This window comes from Streptomyces sp. RGM 3693, from assembly GCF_050471125.1.
Taxonomy (GTDB): domain Bacteria; phylum Actinomycetota; class Actinomycetes; order Streptomycetales; family Streptomycetaceae; genus Streptomyces.
Window position 1 is genome coordinate 639606 of sequence record NZ_JBMPPQ010000004.1, and the last position, 17166, is coordinate 656771.

At 72.4% G+C, this 17166-nt stretch carries 15 protein-coding genes; 4 read left to right on the top strand and 11 right to left on the bottom strand.

The annotated features are described in order from the left end of the window. Positions 1-132 precede the first annotated feature (132 nt). Together ACO0M4_RS39050 and ACO0M4_RS39055 are read right to left on the bottom strand one after the other, a co-directional pair. Positions 133-801 carry a TetR/AcrR family transcriptional regulator gene (locus ACO0M4_RS39050; protein ID WP_430375902.1) on the bottom strand — a complete coding sequence of 223 codons (669 nt, stop codon included), beginning with the start codon at positions 799-801 and terminating at the stop codon, positions 133-135. Continuing rightward, positions 798-2429 (bottom strand): MFS transporter, encoded by a 1632-nt coding sequence (locus ACO0M4_RS39055; protein WP_430375904.1) that lies wholly within the window; start codon positions 2427-2429, stop codon positions 798-800. Before ACO0M4_RS39055 ends, ACO0M4_RS39050 begins: the two co-directional genes overlap by 4 nt. Before the next feature lie 257 nt (positions 2430-2686). Between ACO0M4_RS39055 and panB the strand changes: the two genes are divergently transcribed. The 3 genes from panB (at position 2687) to ACO0M4_RS39070 (ending at position 5560) form a co-directional block, all read left to right on the top strand. After that, the gene (panB, locus tag ACO0M4_RS39060) at positions 2687-3592 is read left to right on the top strand and encodes a 3-methyl-2-oxobutanoate hydroxymethyltransferase (RefSeq protein ID WP_430375905.1); all 906 of its coding nucleotides are present in this window, start codon (positions 2687-2689) and stop codon (positions 3590-3592) included. A 91-nt stretch (positions 3593-3683) separates the two neighbouring features. Beyond that, entirely contained in the window at positions 3684-4733 is a 1050-nt protein-coding gene (locus tag ACO0M4_RS39065) for an ATP-binding cassette domain-containing protein (RefSeq protein ID WP_430375907.1), read from the top strand. Further along, positions 4730-5560, top strand: coding sequence for an ABC transporter permease (locus tag ACO0M4_RS39070; RefSeq protein WP_430375909.1), 831 nt, complete (start codon positions 4730-4732; stop codon positions 5558-5560). Before ACO0M4_RS39065 ends, ACO0M4_RS39070 begins: the two co-directional genes overlap by 4 nt. A gap of 50 nt (positions 5561-5610) precedes the next feature. On the opposite strand, the gene ACO0M4_RS39075 is transcribed toward ACO0M4_RS39070, so the two are convergent. Both ACO0M4_RS39075 and ACO0M4_RS39080 read right to left on the bottom strand, forming a co-directional pair. After that, on the bottom strand, positions 5611-9081 hold the full coding sequence (locus tag ACO0M4_RS39075; RefSeq protein ID WP_430375911.1) for an AfsR/SARP family transcriptional regulator: 3471 nt from the start codon (positions 9079-9081) through the stop codon (positions 5611-5613). Between the two features lie 272 nt (positions 9082-9353). Next, complete coding sequence (locus ACO0M4_RS39080; protein WP_430375912.1) at positions 9354-10547, bottom strand: RNA-guided endonuclease InsQ/TnpB family protein; 1194 nt, start codon at positions 10545-10547, stop codon at positions 9354-9356. Positions 10548-10702: 155 nt separating this feature from the next. Between ACO0M4_RS39080 and ACO0M4_RS39085 the strand changes: the two genes are divergently transcribed. Next, on the top strand, positions 10703-11509 hold the full coding sequence (locus tag ACO0M4_RS39085; RefSeq protein ID WP_430375914.1) for a site-2 protease family protein: 807 nt from the start codon (positions 10703-10705) through the stop codon (positions 11507-11509). A 104-nt stretch (positions 11510-11613) separates the two neighbouring features. Here ACO0M4_RS39085 and ACO0M4_RS39090 read toward each other — a convergent pair whose 3' ends face one another. From ACO0M4_RS39090 to ACO0M4_RS39120, 7 genes are all read right to left on the bottom strand, one after another. Beyond that, positions 11614-11832, bottom strand: a complete 219-nt coding sequence (locus ACO0M4_RS39090) for a hypothetical protein (RefSeq protein WP_390027545.1) — start codon at positions 11830-11832, stop codon at positions 11614-11616. A gap of 95 nt (positions 11833-11927) precedes the next feature. Next, positions 11928-12674, bottom strand: coding sequence for an NADPH-dependent F420 reductase (gene npdG / locus ACO0M4_RS39095; RefSeq protein ID WP_430375916.1), 747 nt, complete (start codon positions 12672-12674; stop codon positions 11928-11930). 43 nt (positions 12675-12717) lie between these two features. After that, entirely contained in the window at positions 12718-13569 is an 852-nt protein-coding gene (locus tag ACO0M4_RS39100; RefSeq protein WP_430375918.1) for a carbohydrate ABC transporter permease, read from the bottom strand. 37 nt (positions 13570-13606) lie between these two features. Next, complete coding sequence (locus ACO0M4_RS39105; RefSeq protein WP_430375920.1) at positions 13607-14542, bottom strand: carbohydrate ABC transporter permease; 936 nt, start codon at positions 14540-14542, stop codon at positions 13607-13609. Beyond that, positions 14539-15876 (bottom strand): ABC transporter substrate-binding protein, encoded by a 1338-nt coding sequence (locus tag ACO0M4_RS39110; protein ID WP_430375921.1) that lies wholly within the window; start codon positions 15874-15876, stop codon positions 14539-14541. The genes ACO0M4_RS39105 and ACO0M4_RS39110 overlap by 4 nt, the downstream gene beginning before the upstream one ends. After that, on the bottom strand, positions 15873-16118 hold the full coding sequence (locus ACO0M4_RS39115; RefSeq protein ID WP_430375922.1) for a hypothetical protein: 246 nt from the start codon (positions 16116-16118) through the stop codon (positions 15873-15875). The genes ACO0M4_RS39110 and ACO0M4_RS39115 overlap by 4 nt, the downstream gene beginning before the upstream one ends. A 258-nt stretch (positions 16119-16376) precedes the next feature. Further along, a complete protein-coding gene (locus ACO0M4_RS39120; protein ID WP_430376070.1) occupies positions 16377-17060 on the bottom strand; it encodes a FadR/GntR family transcriptional regulator in 684 nt (227 codons plus the stop codon). Positions 17061-17166: the final 106 nt, after the last annotated feature.

Consider the following 17166-nt stretch of genomic DNA (forward strand, 5'->3'; position numbering starts at 1 on the left):
CCGTCTTTGCGTTCCCGCACAAGAGGACGGCATGCCCACGGCCCCGGGTTCCGCTCCCGCGATACGTGACAGCGGCTGTGACAGAACGGGCATGGTCCGGTCATACGGAGACCGGCACCGGTCAGCGCGCCGTCATTCCGGGCCGGCGCCGGGCTCCGCCGCCCGCGGCCGGACGCCCTCCAGCACCGTGTCGACGATGTCCTCGGCGAGCCCCTCGGGGAGCTGCTTCCACTCGTGGAGGAGGGCGCGGGCCAGCATCGGGCCGACGAAGAGGTCGGCGAGGGTCTCCAGGTCCTGGTCGGCGCGGATCTCGCCGGTGGCCACCCCGCGCCGGAGCACCCCGACCAGTGCCTCGTGCCGGGCCCGGACGACCGTCTCGTGGTACTCCGCCCACAGTTCGGGCTGCGTCTGGACATGGCTGACGACGGTGCGCAACACGGCCGAACTGCGCTTGGCCAGACCGCGGCGGCGCAGGAACTCCAGCAGCCGCACCAGGTCCTCGCGGACCGAGCCGCCGTCCAGCGGCGGGCCGGGCGCGTCCAGCGACCGCATCGCGTCGAGCAGCAGCGCGCTCTTGCCGGGCCAGCGGCGGTAGAGCGTGGCCTTGCCCACACCGGCCTCGCGGGCGATCCGCTCCATGGACAGCTCAGCTATCGGCACGCCGTCCTCGATCAGGTGGAGCACCGCCTCCACGATGGCGGAATCGGCCGCGGCGCTGCGCGGACGGCCCCGGCGCCGGGGGGCCGCCCCACCCGTGCGCGCCCCGCCCGTCCGCCCGCGGTCTTCCGCCACCCGGCTCATCGTGCTGCGCCCGCCTTCCGCCCGCCCCACGGCTCCGCCGCGTGCGGAGCCGGGCCCATTTTGCCCGGCAGGAACGCCACGACCACCACGGCCCCGACCATCGAGACGACCGCCGAGCCCAGCGCCGTGACGTGTATGGCGTGCAGGAAGGCGTCGTCGGCCTTGGCGGTCAGCGAGCGGGCGGCGAGCGGGCGGAGCCGGGCGGCGAGGCCGAGAGTGGCCTCGATGGACTCGCCGGCCGCGTTCCGCACCGGGCCGGGCACGCCGGGCAGCGCGTTGAGGGAGCCCTGGATGCCGTCGCGGTAGCTGGTGGAGAGCAGCGAGCCCAGGACGGCGACGCCGAGGGTGCCGCCGACCTGCCGGAAGATGTTGTTGAGCGCCGAGCCGGACCCGGCCTTCTCGCGCGGCAGCGACTGCATGATCGCGACGGTGACCGGCGGCATGATGTGCGCCATCCCGGTGCCCTGGAGGAAGAACAGCACCTCCAGCACCCAGATCGGGGTGTCGGTGCCCAGCAACAGCATCCCGGCCATCGTGACGGCCACCACCAGCATGCCGACGGTGCACACGGCGCGGGCCCCGAAGCGGTCCACCGCGAGCCGGGCCCGGGGCGCGAAGATCAGCTGGGCGGCGGCCAGCGGCAGGATCAGCAGCCCGGACTCCAGCGGGGTGTAGCCGCGCACGCTCTGGACGTAGAAGACGATGAAGAACGTGACGCCCATCAGCGCGAAGAAGACCAGCGCGATGGCGGCGACGGCGGCCGAGAAGGCGGGTTTGCGGAAGTAGCCGATGTCGATGGACGGGTGGTCGCTGCGCTTCTGGTGGACGACGAACCCGGCCAGCACCGCCAGGCCGCCGAGGACCGTGACGAGCACCTCGGGGTCGGTGAAGTCGGCGAGTTGGCCGCCCTTGATGATCCCGTAGACCAGCACGACCAGGCCGACCACGGAGAGCAGCACACCGACCGGGTCCAGCCTCCCGGGGGCGGGGTCCCTGGAGTCGGGCACCAGGATCACCATCGTGACCAGCGCGAACAGCACGATCGGGACGTTGATCAGGAAGACCGAACCCCACCAGTAGTGGTCCAGTAGCAGCCCGCCGGCGATCGGGCCGATGGCGATGGCCAACCCCACGCCGCCGGCCCAGATGCCGATCGCCCTGGGCTGCTCCTCGCGTTCGAAGATGTTCATCAGGATGGCGAGGGTGGCCGGCATGACGAAGGCGCCGCCCAGGCCCATCAGGGCGCGGAAGGCGATGAGTTGGGCGGGCGAGGCGGAGACCGCGGCGAGCACCGAGCCGCTACCGAAGACCGCCAGGCCGAAGAGGAGGACCTTCTTCCGGCCGAGCCGGTCGCCGAGCAGGCCGGAGGTGAACAGCAGCCCGGCGAAGACCAGCGTGTAGGCGTTGATCGCCCACTCCAGCTCGCTCTGGGTGGCGCCGAGGCCGATGGGGGCCGGGGTCGCGATGGTCTTCATCGCCACGTTGAGGATGGAGTTGTCCAGCACCACGATCAGCAGGCTGAGCATCAGGACGGAAAGGATCACCCAGCGCCGGCGGTGGATGTGCGCGGGGATGCACGGGGCGGCGGGGGCGCCCGGTGGGGTTGGTGGGGACGGTGAGGTGGCCATGGCGCCACCATACGCTCATTGCGATACGGAACCGTTCCGTATTGATGGAGTGCCGGGCCGTTTCCTTCCCCCACCCGTCTGCGCTTCTCACCCCGCCCCGACAGGGCTCCTCCTGCCACCCCGGCACGGCTCCTCCCCCTCCCGTGCGTCTCCCGCCGCCCGCCCCCTTTTGCTCCCCGGGCACGCCGTGCCAGCATGGAGGGGAGTCCGGGGACACCGTCAGGGTGCTTCGAGATGAAGAAACAGGAGCCGTCACCATGACGCAGCTTTCGCCTGCCCAGAAGCCGGCCGCGGGGGCCACCGAGGAGCCCACCGCCAAGCCCGCCAAGGAGAACACCAAGACCCTCTACGGGGGCACCGGTTCGCGCCGGGTCACGGTCCGCGACATCGCCGCCGCCAAGGGGCGCGGCGAGAAGTGGCCGATGCTCACTGCCTACGACGCGATGACCGCCTCGGTCTTCGACGAGTCCGGGATCCCGGTGCTGCTCGTCGGCGACTCGATGGGCAACTGCCACCTCGGCTACGAGTCCACCGTGCCGGTCACGATGGACGAGATCACGATCCTGTCCGCCGCGGTCGTACGCGGCACCAAGCGCGCCCTGGTCGTCGCCGACCTGCCGTTCGGCGCGTACCAGGAAGGCCCCGTCCAGGCGCTGCGCAACGCCACCCGGCTGGTCAAGGAGGCCGGGGTGGGCGCCGTCAAGCTGGAGGGCGGCGAGCGCTCCGCGCACCAGGTGGAGCTGCTGGTCTCGTCCGGCATCCCGGTGATGGCGCACGTCGGGCTGACCCCGCAGTCGGTCCACGCCTACGGTGGCTACCCGGTCCAGGGCCGCGGCGAGGAGGCCGCCCAGCAGCTGCTGCGGGACGCCAAGGCGGTGCAGGACGCCGGGGCGTTCGCGGTCGTCCTGGAGGCCGTACCGGCCGAGCTGGCCGCCGAGGTGACCCGCTCGCTGCACATCCCGACCGTCGGCATCGGCGCGGGCCTGGACTGCGACGCCCAGGTGCTGGTGTGGACCGACATGGCGGGCCTCAACGCCGGCCGGGTGCCGCGGTTCGTCAAGCAGTACCTCCAGCTGCGGGAACTGCTCGGCGGCGCGGCCAAGGCGTTCGCCGAGGACGTGGTCGGCGGCGCCTTCCCCGCCAAGGAGCACACCTTCCACTGAGACCCGGCCGACCGGCCGCCGACCACCGGTCCTCCCGGGCTGTCGGCGGCCTGTCGGTGCGTTGTCGGTGGCGGCTGGCACCTTTGCAGGCATGACGCGACAGACGATAACCACCAAGGGCGGCAACGCCGTGGAGGTGCGCGGTCTGGTCAAGCACTTCGGCGCCGTGAAGGCCGTCGACGGGGTGGACCTGGACGTGCAGGAGGGCACCGTGCTCGGTGTCCTCGGCCCCAACGGCGCGGGCAAGACCACCCTCGTCCGCTGCCTGTCCACCCTCCTGGTGCCGGACGCCGGACGCGCCGTGGTCGCCGGCTGCGACGTGGTGCGCCAGCCCCGCGCGCTGCGCCGCCGGATCGGCCTGACCGGCCAGTACGCCTCGGTCGACGAGAAGCTCTCCGGCTGGGAGAACCTCTACCTGATCGGGCGGCTGCTGGACCTCTCCCGCAAGGACGCCCGGACCCGCGCCGACGAGATGCTGGAACGGTTCTCGCTGACCGAGGCCGCCAAGCGGCCGGCCGGGAAGTACTCCGGCGGCATGCGGCGCCGGCTCGACCTGGCCGCCTCGATGATCGGCCAGCCGGCCGTCCTCTACCTGGACGAACCGACCACCGGACTGGACCCGCGCACCCGCAACGAAGTGTGGACGGAGGTCCAGCGGATGGTCCGCGAGGGGGCCACGGTCCTGCTGACCACCCAGTACATGGAGGAGGCCGAGCAGCTCGCCGACGAACTGGCGGTCATCGACCGCGGCCGGGTGATCGCCGAGGGCCGGGTCGAGGAGCTGAAGGCCAAGGTCGGCGGGCGGACCCTCCAGATCCGGCCGGCCGACCCGGGCGAGCTGGACCGGATGGTGGGCGCCCTCGCGCAGGCCGGACTGGACGGCATCGCCGGCGCCACCGCCGACCGTGACGAGGGTGTGGTCAACGTGCCCATCATCAGCGACGAGCAGCTGACCTCGGTGGTCGGGATGCTGGGCGCCCGGGGCTTCGCGCTGGCCGGGATCAGCACCCATCTGCCCAGCCTGGACGAGGTGTTCCTGGCGATCACCGGCCAGAAGACCGCCGGGACGGGCGGCCCGGCGACCGTTTCCGCCCCGCACGACGACACGCACGACGAGCAGTACGCGGAGGTGGGGGCATGAGTACCGCGACGATCACGGCACCGGTCGGGAAGGCCGGCACCGACGAGGGCCGGATCGGCATCCGGGCCAACCTGCGGCACATCGGCGCGCTGGTGCGGCGGAACCTCGTACAGATCAAGCACGACCCGGAGACGCTGTTCGACGCGGTGCTGATGCCGGTGATCTTCATCCTGCTGTTCGTCTACGTCTTCGGCGGCGCCATCGCCGGCAAGGGCAACCAGGCGGAGTACGTGCAGTACCTGGTCCCCGGCATGATGGCGATGATGGGCATGAATATCGCCATGGCGGTGGGCGTAGGCGTCAACGAGGACTTCCGCAAGGGCGTGATGGACCGTTTCCGGACGATGCCCATCGCCCGGTCCTCGGTCCTGATCGCCAAGATCGTGGTCGAGATCGGCCGGATGCTGCTCGCCACCGCGATCCTGCTCGGCATGGGCTTCCTGCTGGGCCTCGAAATACGCGGCTCCCTGCTGGAGTTCGCCGCCGCTGTGGTGCTGTCCACGGTCTTCGGCGCCGCCCTGATGTGGATCTTCATCCTGCTGGGGCTCAGCGTGAAGACCCCGCAGGCGGTGCAGGGCATGGCGATGCTGGTCCTGATGCCGCTCCAGTTCGGCTCGTCGATCTTCGCGCCGACCCAGCAGATGCCCGGCTGGCTGGAGGCGTTCACCAAGGTCAACCCGCTCTCCAACCTCGCCGACGCGGCCCGCGCACTGGTCAACGGCCACGGCCCGGTGGCCCATCCGACGCTGGTCACGCTGGGCTGGGCGGTGGCCATCACGGTGATCACCATGCCGCTCGCGGTGCGGAAGTTCCGCACCAAGACCTGACGCACCGTCCGCGGGGGCTTCCCCGCGGACGGCCCGGTGGCCCCCTCGCGTCAGAGGAGGGCGGTGGCCTCGTCCAGCGACAGGCCGCCGCCCTCGACGTGGGCGGCGTCGTAGTCGGGGTCGCCCAGCAGGGCCCGGGCGGCCGCTTCGGTGCGGGCCCGGTCCGTACGGACGGCCAGCGGCACCACGTGCGGGCTGGTCCGCAGCGCGTCGTAGGCGCCGACCAGCCGGGCCGCGTCCCGGGCCCCGGCCGCACCGCGGACCGCCAGCAGCACCCGGGCGCCGATCAGCAGCTGCACCACCGGCAGGTCCGGTGCGACCAACTGCGTCAGCGGGTCCTGGACGAGTTCCACGGCCTGCCGGATCCGCGGGAGGAGGTCGGCCCCGTGCTGCCCCTCGTCCACGTCCAGCGAGACCAACGAGGCGTCCAGCAGCCCCAGGAAGACGTCCGAGCCCTGCGTGGTGAGCCCCTCCCGCACCTCAAGGAGTTCCCGGCGGGCCTCGTGGGTGCGCCCGTCCATCGCCAGCAGCATGGCCAGCGTCATCCGGGTGAACCACACCGCGTCCCGGCCGCTGTTGCGGTCCTCCGCCTCGGCCAGCACCTCCCTGAGCATCCGCTCGCCGTCCTCCGGCCGACCGTCCTCGATCATCACGGCACCCAGCCGGGCCCGCAGCAGCAGCGTCTGGCTGTGCGCGCCCAACTCCTCGGCGTGCACCATCGCCGCCTGGTAGTCGCGCACCGCGGCGTCGTAGTCGCCGCTCTTCTCGGACGACTCGCCGCGCCCGGTCAGCGCCTCGGCCGCACCCCAGGCGTCGCCCAGCCGGAGGAAGGTCCGCAGCGCCTCGTCGGCGTCCCGGATCGCCTGGCCCAGCTCGCCGGGGCGGTCGTTGAGGATCTTGGAGCGCAGCTGGAGGAGGTAGGCCAGCTCCCAGTCGTAGCCGAAGCCGCGGCAGGCCGCGATGGCCTGGTCGACCATGGCGACCAGGTCCTGCCACCGGCCGGTCATCAACACCGCGAAGTACCACAGCACCCCGGGCACCTTGCAGGTCTGCGGCATGCCGCCCCGGTAGGCGGCGATGATCCCGGCCAGCTCCTCCTGCATCTTCGGGTCGCGCAGCGACTCCAGGTTGCTGTCGAGGCTGGAGAGCCCCACCAACCGGACCTCGCGGCGGGCCTCCACGAGCTGCTCGGGGGGCATCGGCGGGGGTGCGTCGATGGGCCGCTCGTAGAGGTCGGGGGCGGGTGCGACGGGCGGGGCGAAGGGGTCGGGGCCCAGTTCACCGGCGGCCGCCGCCCAGGTACAGGCATCGCCGCGGTGGTCGCGCAGCGACCAGAACCACTGGAGGGAGAGCACCAGGCACAGGGCCTCCTGCTCGTCGCCGACGGCGACGGCCCGGCGCAGCGCGGTGCGCAGGTTGTCGTGCTCCAGCTCCAGCCGGTCGATCGCGGCGCGCTGTCGGGGACCGCGCAGCAACGGGTCGCTGGTGCGGGCCAGTTCGCGGTACGCGACCAGGTGGCGGCGCTCGACGTCGGCCCGCTCCCCGGCCTCGTCCAGCCGCTCCCCGGCGTACTCGGCCACCGTCTCCAGCAGCCGGTAACGCATCTGCCCCCCGGCGCGCGCCCCGGCCCGGCCGGCGGGCCCGGCGCCGTCCCGGCCGCCGTCCGGGGCGGCCACCACCAGCGACTTGTCGATCAGCGAGCCGAGCAGCCCGGCGACCTCGTAGGCCGGGACGCCGTCGCCCGCGCAGACCTCCTCGGCGGCGGCCAGGTCGCAGCCGCCGGCGAAGACCGACAGCCGCCGCAGCACTGCCCGTTCGGGCGCGTCGGTGAGGTCCCAGGACCAGTCCACCACCGCGCGCAGGGTCTGCTGGCGGGGCAGGAGCGTACGGCTGCCGCTGGTCAGCAGCCGGAAGCGGTCGTCGAGCCGGTCCGCGAGCTGACGGGGCGTCATCATGCGTAGGCGGGCGGCGGCGAGCTCGATCGCCAACGGCAGGCCGTCCAGCCGGCGGCAGATCTCCGCGCAGGCCACGGCGGTCTCCTCGTCGGCGTCGACGCGGAAGCCCCGGCGGGCGGCGGCCCCGCGGTCGGCGAGCAGCCGCAGCGCGACCGGGTCGGGCAGCGGCTCCACCGGCCGCACCACCTCGCCCGGTACGGCCAGCGGCTCCCGGCTGGTGGCCAGTACGGTCACGCCCGGGCAGGCGATCAGCAGCCGTTCGGCGAGCTCCGCTGCGGCACCGATCACATGCTCGCAGTTGTCCAGCACCAGCAGCATCCGGCGGCCGGTGCAGTGCTCGGCGAGCCGGGCGTGCGGGTCCTGGGCGGTGGGGTCGGAGGCGGCCCGCAGCCCCTCGGCGGCGGTGCCGCGGACGACGGTCTCGCGGGCCCCGAGCGCGGTCAGCACCGCCTCCGGCACGGTCCGCGGATCGTCCACCGGCGCCAACTCGGCCAGCCAGACGCCGTGCGGCCAGGCGTCCGGCAGCGCGGCCGCGGCGGTCTCCGCACCCTCCTGGGAGAGCCGGGTCTTGCCGGCGCCGCCCGGGCCCAGCAGCGTCACCAACCGGTGCCCGGCCAGGTCGGCGCGGAGCGCGGCCAGGTCGTGCTCCCGGCCGACGAAGGAGGTGAGGCGGGCGCGGAGGTTGCCGGGCCGGGCGGCCGGCGGCACCGCGGGAGCGGCCGGGGCGGCGGCCGTCGTACGGACCGGGCCGGTCGGACCGGTCGGGCTGGTCCGGCCGGTCGCCACTGTCGGCACCGGGCTCCCCGGGGCCGCGGGGAGCGTCGCGAGGTCCGGCTGGAGCAGCGCCACGTGCAGGGCGCGCAGCTCCGGGCCGGGGTCGGCGCCCAGCCGGTCGGCGAGGCCGGTACGTATCTCCTCGTACGCGGCGAGCGCCTCGGCGGTCCGGCCCGCGTCGCGCAGGGCACGCAGCCGCAGCGCCTGGAGGGGCTCGTCCAGCGGATGGTCCTGACAGAGCGCGGTCAGGGCGGGCAGCGCCTGAGCGGCCCGACCCAGGGCCAGGTCGGCGGCGAGGCGGGTCCGCCGGGCGTCCAGCCGGCGGCTCTCGGCGCGGGCCGCCTCCACGGCCGCGTCGGGCAGGTCGGCGAGGGCCGGGCCGCGCCAGAGGGCCAGCGCCTCGTCGAGCAGGGTGGCGGCGCGGCCCGGGTCGGCGGCGTCCAGCGCCCGGCCGCCCTCCACCGTCAGCCGCTCGAAGCGGTGCAGGTCGACCGCGTCCAGCTCGGCGCACAGCAGGTAGCCGCCGTCGACGGAGGCGATCGCGGAGCGGCCCAGGGCCCGGCGCAGCCGGCCGACCAGCGCTTGGAGGGCACCGGACGCGTCGGCCGGCGGGTCCATGCCCCACACGTCGGCGATCAGGGCGTCGGCGGGCAGCGCCCGGCCGGGGCGCAGCGCGAACGCGGCGAGCAGGGCACGCAGCCGGGCGCCACCGAGGGCGACGTGGGTACCGTCGGCCAGGCCGACCTGAGTGGTGCCGAGGATTCCGTAGCGCACCGGGCCATTGTCGGTCACCGGCGGAACTCTCCGCGTACCAAGCGACGTTTCCCGGAGCAGGGAGCGGGGAGCGGGACGCACCCGGCACGATCCGCGCTCGGCAGGTGCGCCCGCCGCCGGGCGGAGGGCGTGCGCCGCCGACCGCGGCGCGGATACGGTCGGGGCGGCCCGCCCGTAGGACCTGTCCGACCCCGACCCACCGGACGGGCCCCGGCCCGTGCCCCGGATGCCCGCCCGCACCCTGGGAGCCCCGTACCGTTGACTCTCCCCCTCGTAAACGAGGGGGATTCTCACGGCTTGCGCCGTGATGCTTTCTGCTTCGTCGCCGACTGCCCGCCCGGAGTTCTCCGTTGAGGTCTTACACCAGCTCCACAGACAGACACCGAAAGTCCTTCGGCCAGAATGTTGCGTGCCGCGTTCACGTCCCGGTCGTGGGTCGTGCCGCAGTCGCACGTCCAGGTGCGGACGTTGAGCGGCATCTTCGATGCGAGGGTGCCGCAGACGGAGCACAGCCTGGAGGAGGGGAAGAAACGGTCGACCGCGATCACCTCGCGGCCGTACCAGGCGGCCTTGTACTCCAGCAGGCTCCGGAACTCCGACCACGCCGCATCGCTGATGGCGCGGGCCAGAGTGTGGTTCTTGACCATGTTGCGCACGGTCAGATCCTCGATCACGAGCGTTTGGTTCTCACGAACGAGTCGAGTGGTGAGCTTGTGGAGCCGGTCACGACGGGAGTCCGCGATCCGGGCGTGGATCTTCGCGACCCTTTGCCGGGCCTTGGCCCGGTTGTTCGACCCCTTGTCCTTCTTCGCGAGAGCGCGTTGGGCCTTCGCGAGCCGGGCACGGTGCTTACGCTCATGCTTCGGGTTGGTGATCTTCTCGCCGGTCGAGAGGGTCAGCAGACGGTCCAGACCGGCATCGATCCCGACGGTCGTGTCGGTGGCGGGGAGCGGCTTCACGCTGGGGTCGTCGCACAGGATCGAGACGAACCAGCGTCCGGCCGCGTCCTTGGAAACGGTCACCGTGGACGGCTTCGTGTCCTTGGGGAGCGGTCGGGACCACACGATCGCCAGCGGCTCCGTCATCTTCGCCAGGGTGAGCCGGCCGTCCCGGAAGCGAAACGCCGAGCTGGTGTACTCCGCACTGGCGCGGGCCTGCTTCTTGGACTTAAAGCGCGGAAATCTGGCGCGCTTGGCGAAGAAGTTGGTGAACGCGGCTTGCAGGTGCCGAAGGCACTGCTGGAGTGGAACCGAGGAGACCTCGTTGAGGAACGCCAGTTCCTCGGTTTTCTTCCACACGGTCAGCATCGCGGAGGTGGTGTTGTAGTTGACCCGCTCCTGACGCAGCGTCCATGCCTCTGTGCGGGCCTGGAGCGCCATGTTGTAGACCTTGCGCACGCATCCGAAGGTGCGCGACAGCTCCGCTGCCTGCGCATCCGTCGGAGAGAAGCGGTACTTAAACGCCCGCTTCACGCAAGTGGACATAGCTCACACGCTAACACGACAACTAGTGACCTACTGGGGGCTGTTGGTGGAGAACGACGAATCACCCGACGGCGATTCATCTCCCCTTGCCCTGCTCCGCAGGGACTTCGCTTCCTCCCCCACGCAAACGTGGGGGTATCCACGAAGGAGACAGGATGACCACCGCAATTCCGCGCGCCGACCGCCGCGTCAGTCCGGTCTTCCTCGCGCTCGTCGCCGTCCTGGCGGTCTCCGGCTGGGCCGTCTGGAGCGGCACGCTCGCGGCCAACACCGGCTTCGCGGTCTTCCTGTTCGTGACCGCCGGCTGGGTGGTGTCGCTGTGCCTGCACGAGTACGCGCACGCCCGCACCGCGCTGCACGGCGGCGACATCACGGTGGGCGCGAAGGGCTATCTCACCCTCAACCCGCTCGTCTACTCCCACGCGCTGCTGAGCATCGTGCTGCCGGTGCTCTTCGTGATCATGGGCGGGATCGGGCTGCCGGGCGGTGCGGTGTTCATCGAGCGCGGCCGGATCCGGGGCCGCTGGCGGCACAGCCTGATCTCGGCGGCCGGGCCGCTGACCAACATCGCGTTCGCCGCGGTGGTCAGCGCGCCGTTCTGGCTGCACGCCCTGGACGGGGTCCCGGACGTCTTCCGCTACGCGCTGGCGTTCCTGGCGCTGCTCCAGGTCACCGCGGCGATCCTGAACTTCCTGCCGGTGCCGGGGCTCGACGGCTACGGCGTGATCGAGCCGTGGCTATCGGACCGGGTGCGGCGGCAGGTCGCGCCGATCGCGCCGTTCGGGATGCTGGCGGTCTTCGGGCTGCTGTGGGTGCCGGAGATCAACCAGGTCTTCTTCGACCTGGTGCACACGGTCCTGCGGGGCCTGGGCGTCTCGACCTGGGACACCTACTGGGGCCAGGAGTTCTTCCGCTTCTGGCAGGGCGAGCCGCAGGTGCCGCAGATCGGCGGGGCGGCGTAGGGCCTGTCCGACCCGTGCGGCCTGTCCGGCCCATGCGACCAGTCCGAGCCGTGCGGCCCTGATCTGCCGGACGGGCCGTACGGCGGCCGGACCGGGCCGGCGGGTCAGCCGGAGGCCGCGGCCCGGCGGGCCCGCTCCAGCTTCGCCTTGCGCAGGTAGAACCACGACATGTTGCTGGAGACACCGGCCAGCAGGACCCACACGATGCCGACGAAGCTGCCCTCGACGAAGGAGACGACCGCCGCGGCGACGGCGAGCACGCACACGGCGAGGGCGAGGACGGCGAGGCGCCGGTCCGGTCCGGGCGGGGGCAGGGAGGGCATGGGGTCGGCTCCTGTCGGGTCGTGCGGTCCGTTCCAGTGTCCCCCATGGCCCGCGGCTCCCCCGCCGCCCCCTCCCCCGCCCCGGTGTGTCCGGCTCAGACGTCGGTGACCCGGAGCCCGGCGTGCGCCTTGTAACGGCGGTTGACCGAGATCAAGTTGGCGACCAGCGACTCGACCTGGTGGGCGTTGCGCAGCCGGCCGGCGAAGACACCGCGCATCCCGGGGATGCGGGCGGCCAGTGCCTGCACCAGGTCGGTGTCGGCGCGGCGCTCACCGAGCACCATCACATCGGTGTCGATCTCGGCGACCTCCGGGTCCTGGAGCAGGACGGCGGAGAGGTGGTGGAAGGCGGCGGTGACCCGGGAGTCCGGCAGCAGCGCGGCGGCCTGCTCTGCGGCGCTGCCCTCCTCCGGCTTGAGCGCGTAGGCGCCCTTCTTGTCGAAGCCGAGCGGGTTGACGCAGTCGATCACCAGCTTGCCGGCCAGCTCCTCGCGGAGCGCCTGGAGGGTCTTGGCGTGGCCCTCCCAGGGCACCGCGACGATCACCACGTCGCTGCGCCGCGCGCAGTCGGCGTTGGCGGCGCCCTCGACGCCGAGGCTGCTCAGCTGGGGGTCCTCCACGGCGGCCTGCGCGCGCTCGGCGGCCCGGGAGCCGATGATCACCTTGTGGCCGGCCTTGGCGAACCGGTAGGCCAGGCCGCGGCCCTGGTCACCGGTGCCGCCGAGGACGCCGATCACCAGGCCGGAGACGTCGGGCAGGTCCCAGGGGTCGCGGGCGGCCGGCTTGGCTCCGGTGTCGGCCGAGGTCGCGGGCGGGGTCGCAGCAGCGTCAGAAGTAGTCATGACAGCGATACTGTCACGCCCCGGTCCGATGCCGGCGGTACGGTCACGCCTTGACGCTCCCCTCGGTCAATCCGGTGCGCCAGTACCGCTGGAGCACCGTCATCAGGACCATCAACGGCAGCACGGACAGCAGCGCACCGCCCACCGTGTACTGGTAGAGCACCGGCTGCCGGTCGGCATAGCCGATCCAGGTCGTCAGCCCCAGTTGGACCGGGTAGAGGCCGGAGTCGGAGAGCATCACCAGCGGCAGGAAATAGTTGTTCCAGATGTGCACGAACTGGAACAGGAAGACGGTGACCAGCGCCGGTCCCATCAGCCGCAGCCCCAGCCCGGCGAAGATCCGCGCCTCCCCCGCGCCGTCGATCCGGGCCGCCTCCAGGAGCGCGTCCGGCACCGCCGCGGCCGCGTAGATCCGGCACAGGTAGACCCCGAACGGGCTGACCACACTGGGGATCAGCACCGCCCCGTAGGTGTCGGCCAGGCCCAGCGCGCTGAAGAGGAAGTACAGCGGCAGGGCCAGCGCGGTGCTCGGGATCAGCACCCCGGCCAGCACCAGCCCGAAGACCGTCTCGCGCCCCCGGAACGGGAATTTGGCCAGCGCGTAGCCCACCGCGGCGGACAGCAGGGTGGCGCAGACCGCGCCGACCCCGGCGTAGAGCAGGGAGTTGGCGAACCAGCGGGCGTAGATGCCGTGGTCGTAGGTGAGCACGTCGGTGAGGTACCGGAGGGGCCTCGGGTGATCGGAGAACCAGAAGCCGAAGGTGCCGAAGAGGTCGGCGCTGCTCTTGGTGGCCGAGACGACCAGCCAATAGACGGGCGCGAGGAAGTAGAGGGCGGCGACGGCCAACAGCGAACTGGTGATGATCCGGTGGCGGACGGGGGCCTGGGTTCTCATCTGCGATCCCTCTCTCGCCCGCCGGGGGCCTGAATCCTCATCCGCGGTCCTTCCCGCGCCCGCCGACCAGCCGTAGGAAGCCGAACGAGGCCGCGCACGCCACCAGCGCCAGCAGCACCGCCTCGGCCGCCGCCCGGTGCTGGTTGTTGCCGACGAACGCCTCGCTGTAGGCGTGCAGGTTGGGGGTGTAACCGGAGTCGATGGAGGAGGTGAGCGGGCGCAGCACCATCGGCTCGGCGAACAGTTGGAGGGTGCCGATGATGCTGAAGACGGTGGTGAGCACCAGCGCCGGGCGGAGCAGCGGGAGTTTGACGTACCGGGCCACCTGCCAGGCGCTCGCGCCGTCGATCCGCGCGGCCTCGTACAGCTCGCCGGGGACGGACTTCAGCTGGGCGATCAGCACCAGCATGGTGTAGCCGGTGAACTGCCAGGTGACGATGTTGGCGACGGACCACAGCACGCTGCCGCGGGAGAGGAAGTCGACGTTCCAGCCGACCGATTGGGCGATCCGCACCAGCGGGCTGAGGCCGGGGACGTAGAGGAAGCCCCAAAGGATCGAGGCGATCACCCCGGGCACCCCGTAGGGCAGGAAGAAGGCGCTGCGGAAGAAGGCGACCCAGCGGGCGGCGGCGCTCTCCAGGAGCAGCGCCAGCGCGGTGGCGAACACCGTCATCAGCGGGATCTGCACGACACCGAAGAGCAGCACCCGGCCGAAGCCGGTCAGGAACCGGTCGTCGGTGAGCGCCTGCGCGTAGTTGGCGAGGCCGGCGAAGGTCTCGTTCTCCGTCCCGAGGCCGAGCGGCCCGGTGCGGCGGGTGCGCCGGAGGCTGGTCCACACGGCGTAGCCGACCGGGGCGAGGTAGCAGAGGGCGAAAACGGCGAGGAAGGGCAGCACGAAACCGGCCGCGGCCCGGGAGTTGCGGGTGCCGGGGCGCCCGGTTCGGCGCGGGCGCCGATCAGCAGCCGCGGTCATGTGCCGCTCTCCGCCTTCAGGCCCTTGTCCCGCAGGTCGGCGACGGTCTGGCGCTGCACCTTCGTCAGCACCGACCGGAACGAACCGCCGTCGGCGAGCGCGTCGGTGAAGGCGTCCCCGAGCCGCTGGAAGAGGGTGTCCACGCCCGGCCCCCACTGCCAGCTGGTGTCCACGTGCGCCCCGGCGTCGGCGAAGACCCTGCTGTACGGCTGGCCGCCGAAGAAGTCCTTGTCGGTGTCGAGGGCGGTGGTGGCGTAGCCGGTCTTGGCGCTGGGGAAGCCGTAGCCGCCCTTGAGGAGCAGCGCGATCGACTCCGGCGCGGTGTTGAGCCAGACGGCGAAGTCCAGGGCGTCCTTGGGGTAGCTCGCCTGGGCGAAGACGGCGGTGGTGGAGCCGCCCCAGTTGGCGTACGCCCGGCCGCCGGGCTGCCACTGGGGCAGCGGGGCGGCCCGCCACTTCCCCTTGGTGCCGGGCGCGTTGCCAGCCAGGAGGGCGTCGCCCCAACTGGCGCCCACCCAGGCCGGGATGGCGCCGGTCTGGAGGTCCTTGTACCAGGCGTCCCGGCGGTCCGGGATGGTCATGACGAGCTTGCGCCGGACCAGCCCCTCCCAGTAGTCGGCGACCCGACGGGTGGGGGCGTCGTCGAGGTGCACGATCCAGGTGTCGCCGTGGGCGGCGTACCACTTGGCGCCGGCCTGCCAGGCCAGGCCGGCGAAGCGGTTGCCGTTGGTCGGGGCGAAGGTCTCGATCCAGGCGCCGTGCCGGCGGACCTCCTTGGCCGCGGTCTCGTACGCGTCCCACGTCTGCGGCACCTGGATGCCCCACCGGTCGAAGAGGTCCTGGCGGATGAACAACCCCATCGGCCCGCTGGCCTGCGGGATGGCGTAGATCCCGGAGCCGAAGACGGACTGCCGCCACTGCCAGGCGAAGAACGCGTCGCGGTGGCGGGCGGCGCCGAGCGGGGCGAGGTCGCGCAGCCCGCCGTCCAGGAGGAAGCTCGGGATCACCGGGAACTCGATCTGGCCCAGGTCGGGCGGGTTGCCGGCCTTGATGGCAGCGTGCATCTTGGCGTACTGCTCGCCGTTGACCGCCGACACCTTCTCGACCTTGACCTGGACCTCGGGGTGCCGGCGGTTCCACACGTCCACCGGCCGGTCGATGCCCGGCACCCAGGACCAGAAGGTGAGGGTGATCTTCTGGCCCTTCTTCCGTTCCCGGGGCGCACCGCCGTCGTCGGCGGCGCAGCCGGCGAGCGCGATGCCGGCGGCGGCCGCGGCCGCCCCGCCCAGGACCGTTCTCCGGCGGACGCCGCCGGGGGTGTCTGTGCTGGTCATGCCGGCTCCTTGAGGGGGATGCGGCGGACGGTGAGCGCCCCGTGGGCGGTGCGGTCGCCGGTCGCGTAGGGCAGTCCGACGTTGCCCCGATCGAGGCGGACGAGGCGGAAGCGGACGAGGTCGAGGTCGAGGCGGAAGCGGACGAGGTCGGGTCGTACGAGGTCGGAGTGGCCGGCCGGGAGCCCGGAGCTCGGGTATCCCTCGTCCCCGGCCCGGTACGGCGTGGAGCTCTCGTACGTCACGACTCACCCCTCAACTGGGCCAGGACGTAGGACGTCCCTTGTCCTGCGGACGATAAAAAGGGCCCAACTGGCCGTCAAGGCACGGCACATGACGCATTTTCGTGTCGGCAACGGCACCGCCGACACAGGGTGAAATCCCGGTTAACGGGATGAGCGCGACAAACCCGGCACCCGGGGGCGGGCCCATGTGTCCGACGCCGGGAACGGTCAGGGCACGGGGCGGCCGGGACCCGGGACGGCTGAAGCCCCGGCCGGCGGCTACGCGGTCAGCCGGCGCCGGATACCGTCGAAGTGCCGGTGCATCGCCGCCACCGCCCGCTCCCCGTCACCCGCCTCCAGCGCGTCGACGATCTCCTTGTGCTGACGGTAGGTCACCTCCGGGTCCGGCCGGACGTCGGCGAGGTCCTCGCGGACCCGGCGCAGCGCCGCCCAGAACGCGTCCAGCACCTCGCTCAGCAGGTGGTTGCCGAGCGAGCGGTACAGCGCGAGGTGGAAGGCCCGGTCGGTGGCGCTGAGCACCTCCCCGCCGCGCGCCTCCTCCGCCATCCGCTGCACCAGCGCCTTGAGGACGGCGAGGTCCTCGGCCGACAGGCCGCGCGCCACGGTGCCGATCAGCCCCGCCTCCAGGGCCTCCCGGACCTCCATCAGCTCGTACAGGCTGGGCTCCCCCTGGTGGTGGCGGACCGCGGCCCGGAAGGCGACGCCCTCGACGAACGGTTCGAGGGTGAGCGCGCCGACGTAGGTGCCGAAGCCGTGCCGGATCTCGACGATCCGCATGGCCTGGAGCGCCTTGAGCGCCTCCCGCACCGAGTTGCGGCTGACGTCGAGCATGGCGACCAGCTCGGCCTCGGTGGGCAGCGGATCGCCCGGCGTCAGTCGGCGGTCCAGGATCAGCTGCTTGATCCGCGCCTGGACGTCCTCGGACATCGTGCCTCGCGCCATCCCCATCGCCCTCTTCCCTCTCCCGCGCCTCATGTGCCGCGCGCCGCCGCCCATTTGGCCCGCGTCGGGGCGGAACTCCTTGACCGGGCACCTGCGCGCATGCCTA

Excerpts from the sequence above, each read along its gene's own strand:
- ACO0M4_RS39050 (WP_430375902.1), bottom strand. The coding sequence starts at position 801 with ATGAGCCGGGTGGCGGAAGACCGCGGGCGGACGGGCGGGGCGCGCACG.
- ACO0M4_RS39055 (WP_430375904.1), bottom strand. The coding sequence starts at position 2,429 with ATGGCCACCTCACCGTCCCCACCAACCCCACCGGGCGCCCCCGCCGCC.
- panB (WP_430375905.1), top strand. The coding sequence starts at position 2,687 with ATGACGCAGCTTTCGCCTGCCCAGAAGCCGGCCGCGGGGGCCACCGAG.
- ACO0M4_RS39065 (WP_430375907.1), top strand. The coding sequence starts at position 3,684 with ATGACGCGACAGACGATAACCACCAAGGGCGGCAACGCCGTGGAGGTG.
- ACO0M4_RS39070 (WP_430375909.1), top strand. The coding sequence starts at position 4,730 with ATGAGTACCGCGACGATCACGGCACCGGTCGGGAAGGCCGGCACCGAC.
- ACO0M4_RS39080 (WP_430375912.1), bottom strand. The coding sequence starts at position 10,547 with ATGTCCACTTGCGTGAAGCGGGCGTTTAAGTACCGCTTCTCTCCGACG.
- ACO0M4_RS39085 (WP_430375914.1), top strand. The coding sequence starts at position 10,703 with ATGACCACCGCAATTCCGCGCGCCGACCGCCGCGTCAGTCCGGTCTTC.
- ACO0M4_RS39090 (WP_390027545.1), bottom strand. The coding sequence starts at position 11,832 with ATGCCCTCCCTGCCCCCGCCCGGACCGGACCGGCGCCTCGCCGTCCTC.
- npdG (WP_430375916.1), bottom strand. The coding sequence starts at position 12,674 with ATGACTACTTCTGACGCTGCTGCGACCCCGCCCGCGACCTCGGCCGAC.
- ACO0M4_RS39100 (WP_430375918.1), bottom strand. The coding sequence starts at position 13,569 with ATGAGAACCCAGGCCCCCGTCCGCCACCGGATCATCACCAGTTCGCTG.
- ACO0M4_RS39105 (WP_430375920.1), bottom strand. The coding sequence starts at position 14,542 with ATGACCGCGGCTGCTGATCGGCGCCCGCGCCGAACCGGGCGCCCCGGC.
- ACO0M4_RS39110 (WP_430375921.1), bottom strand. The coding sequence starts at position 15,876 with ATGACCAGCACAGACACCCCCGGCGGCGTCCGCCGGAGAACGGTCCTG.
- ACO0M4_RS39120 (WP_430376070.1), bottom strand. The coding sequence starts at position 17,060 with ATGGCGCGAGGCACGATGTCCGAGGACGTCCAGGCGCGGATCAAGCAG.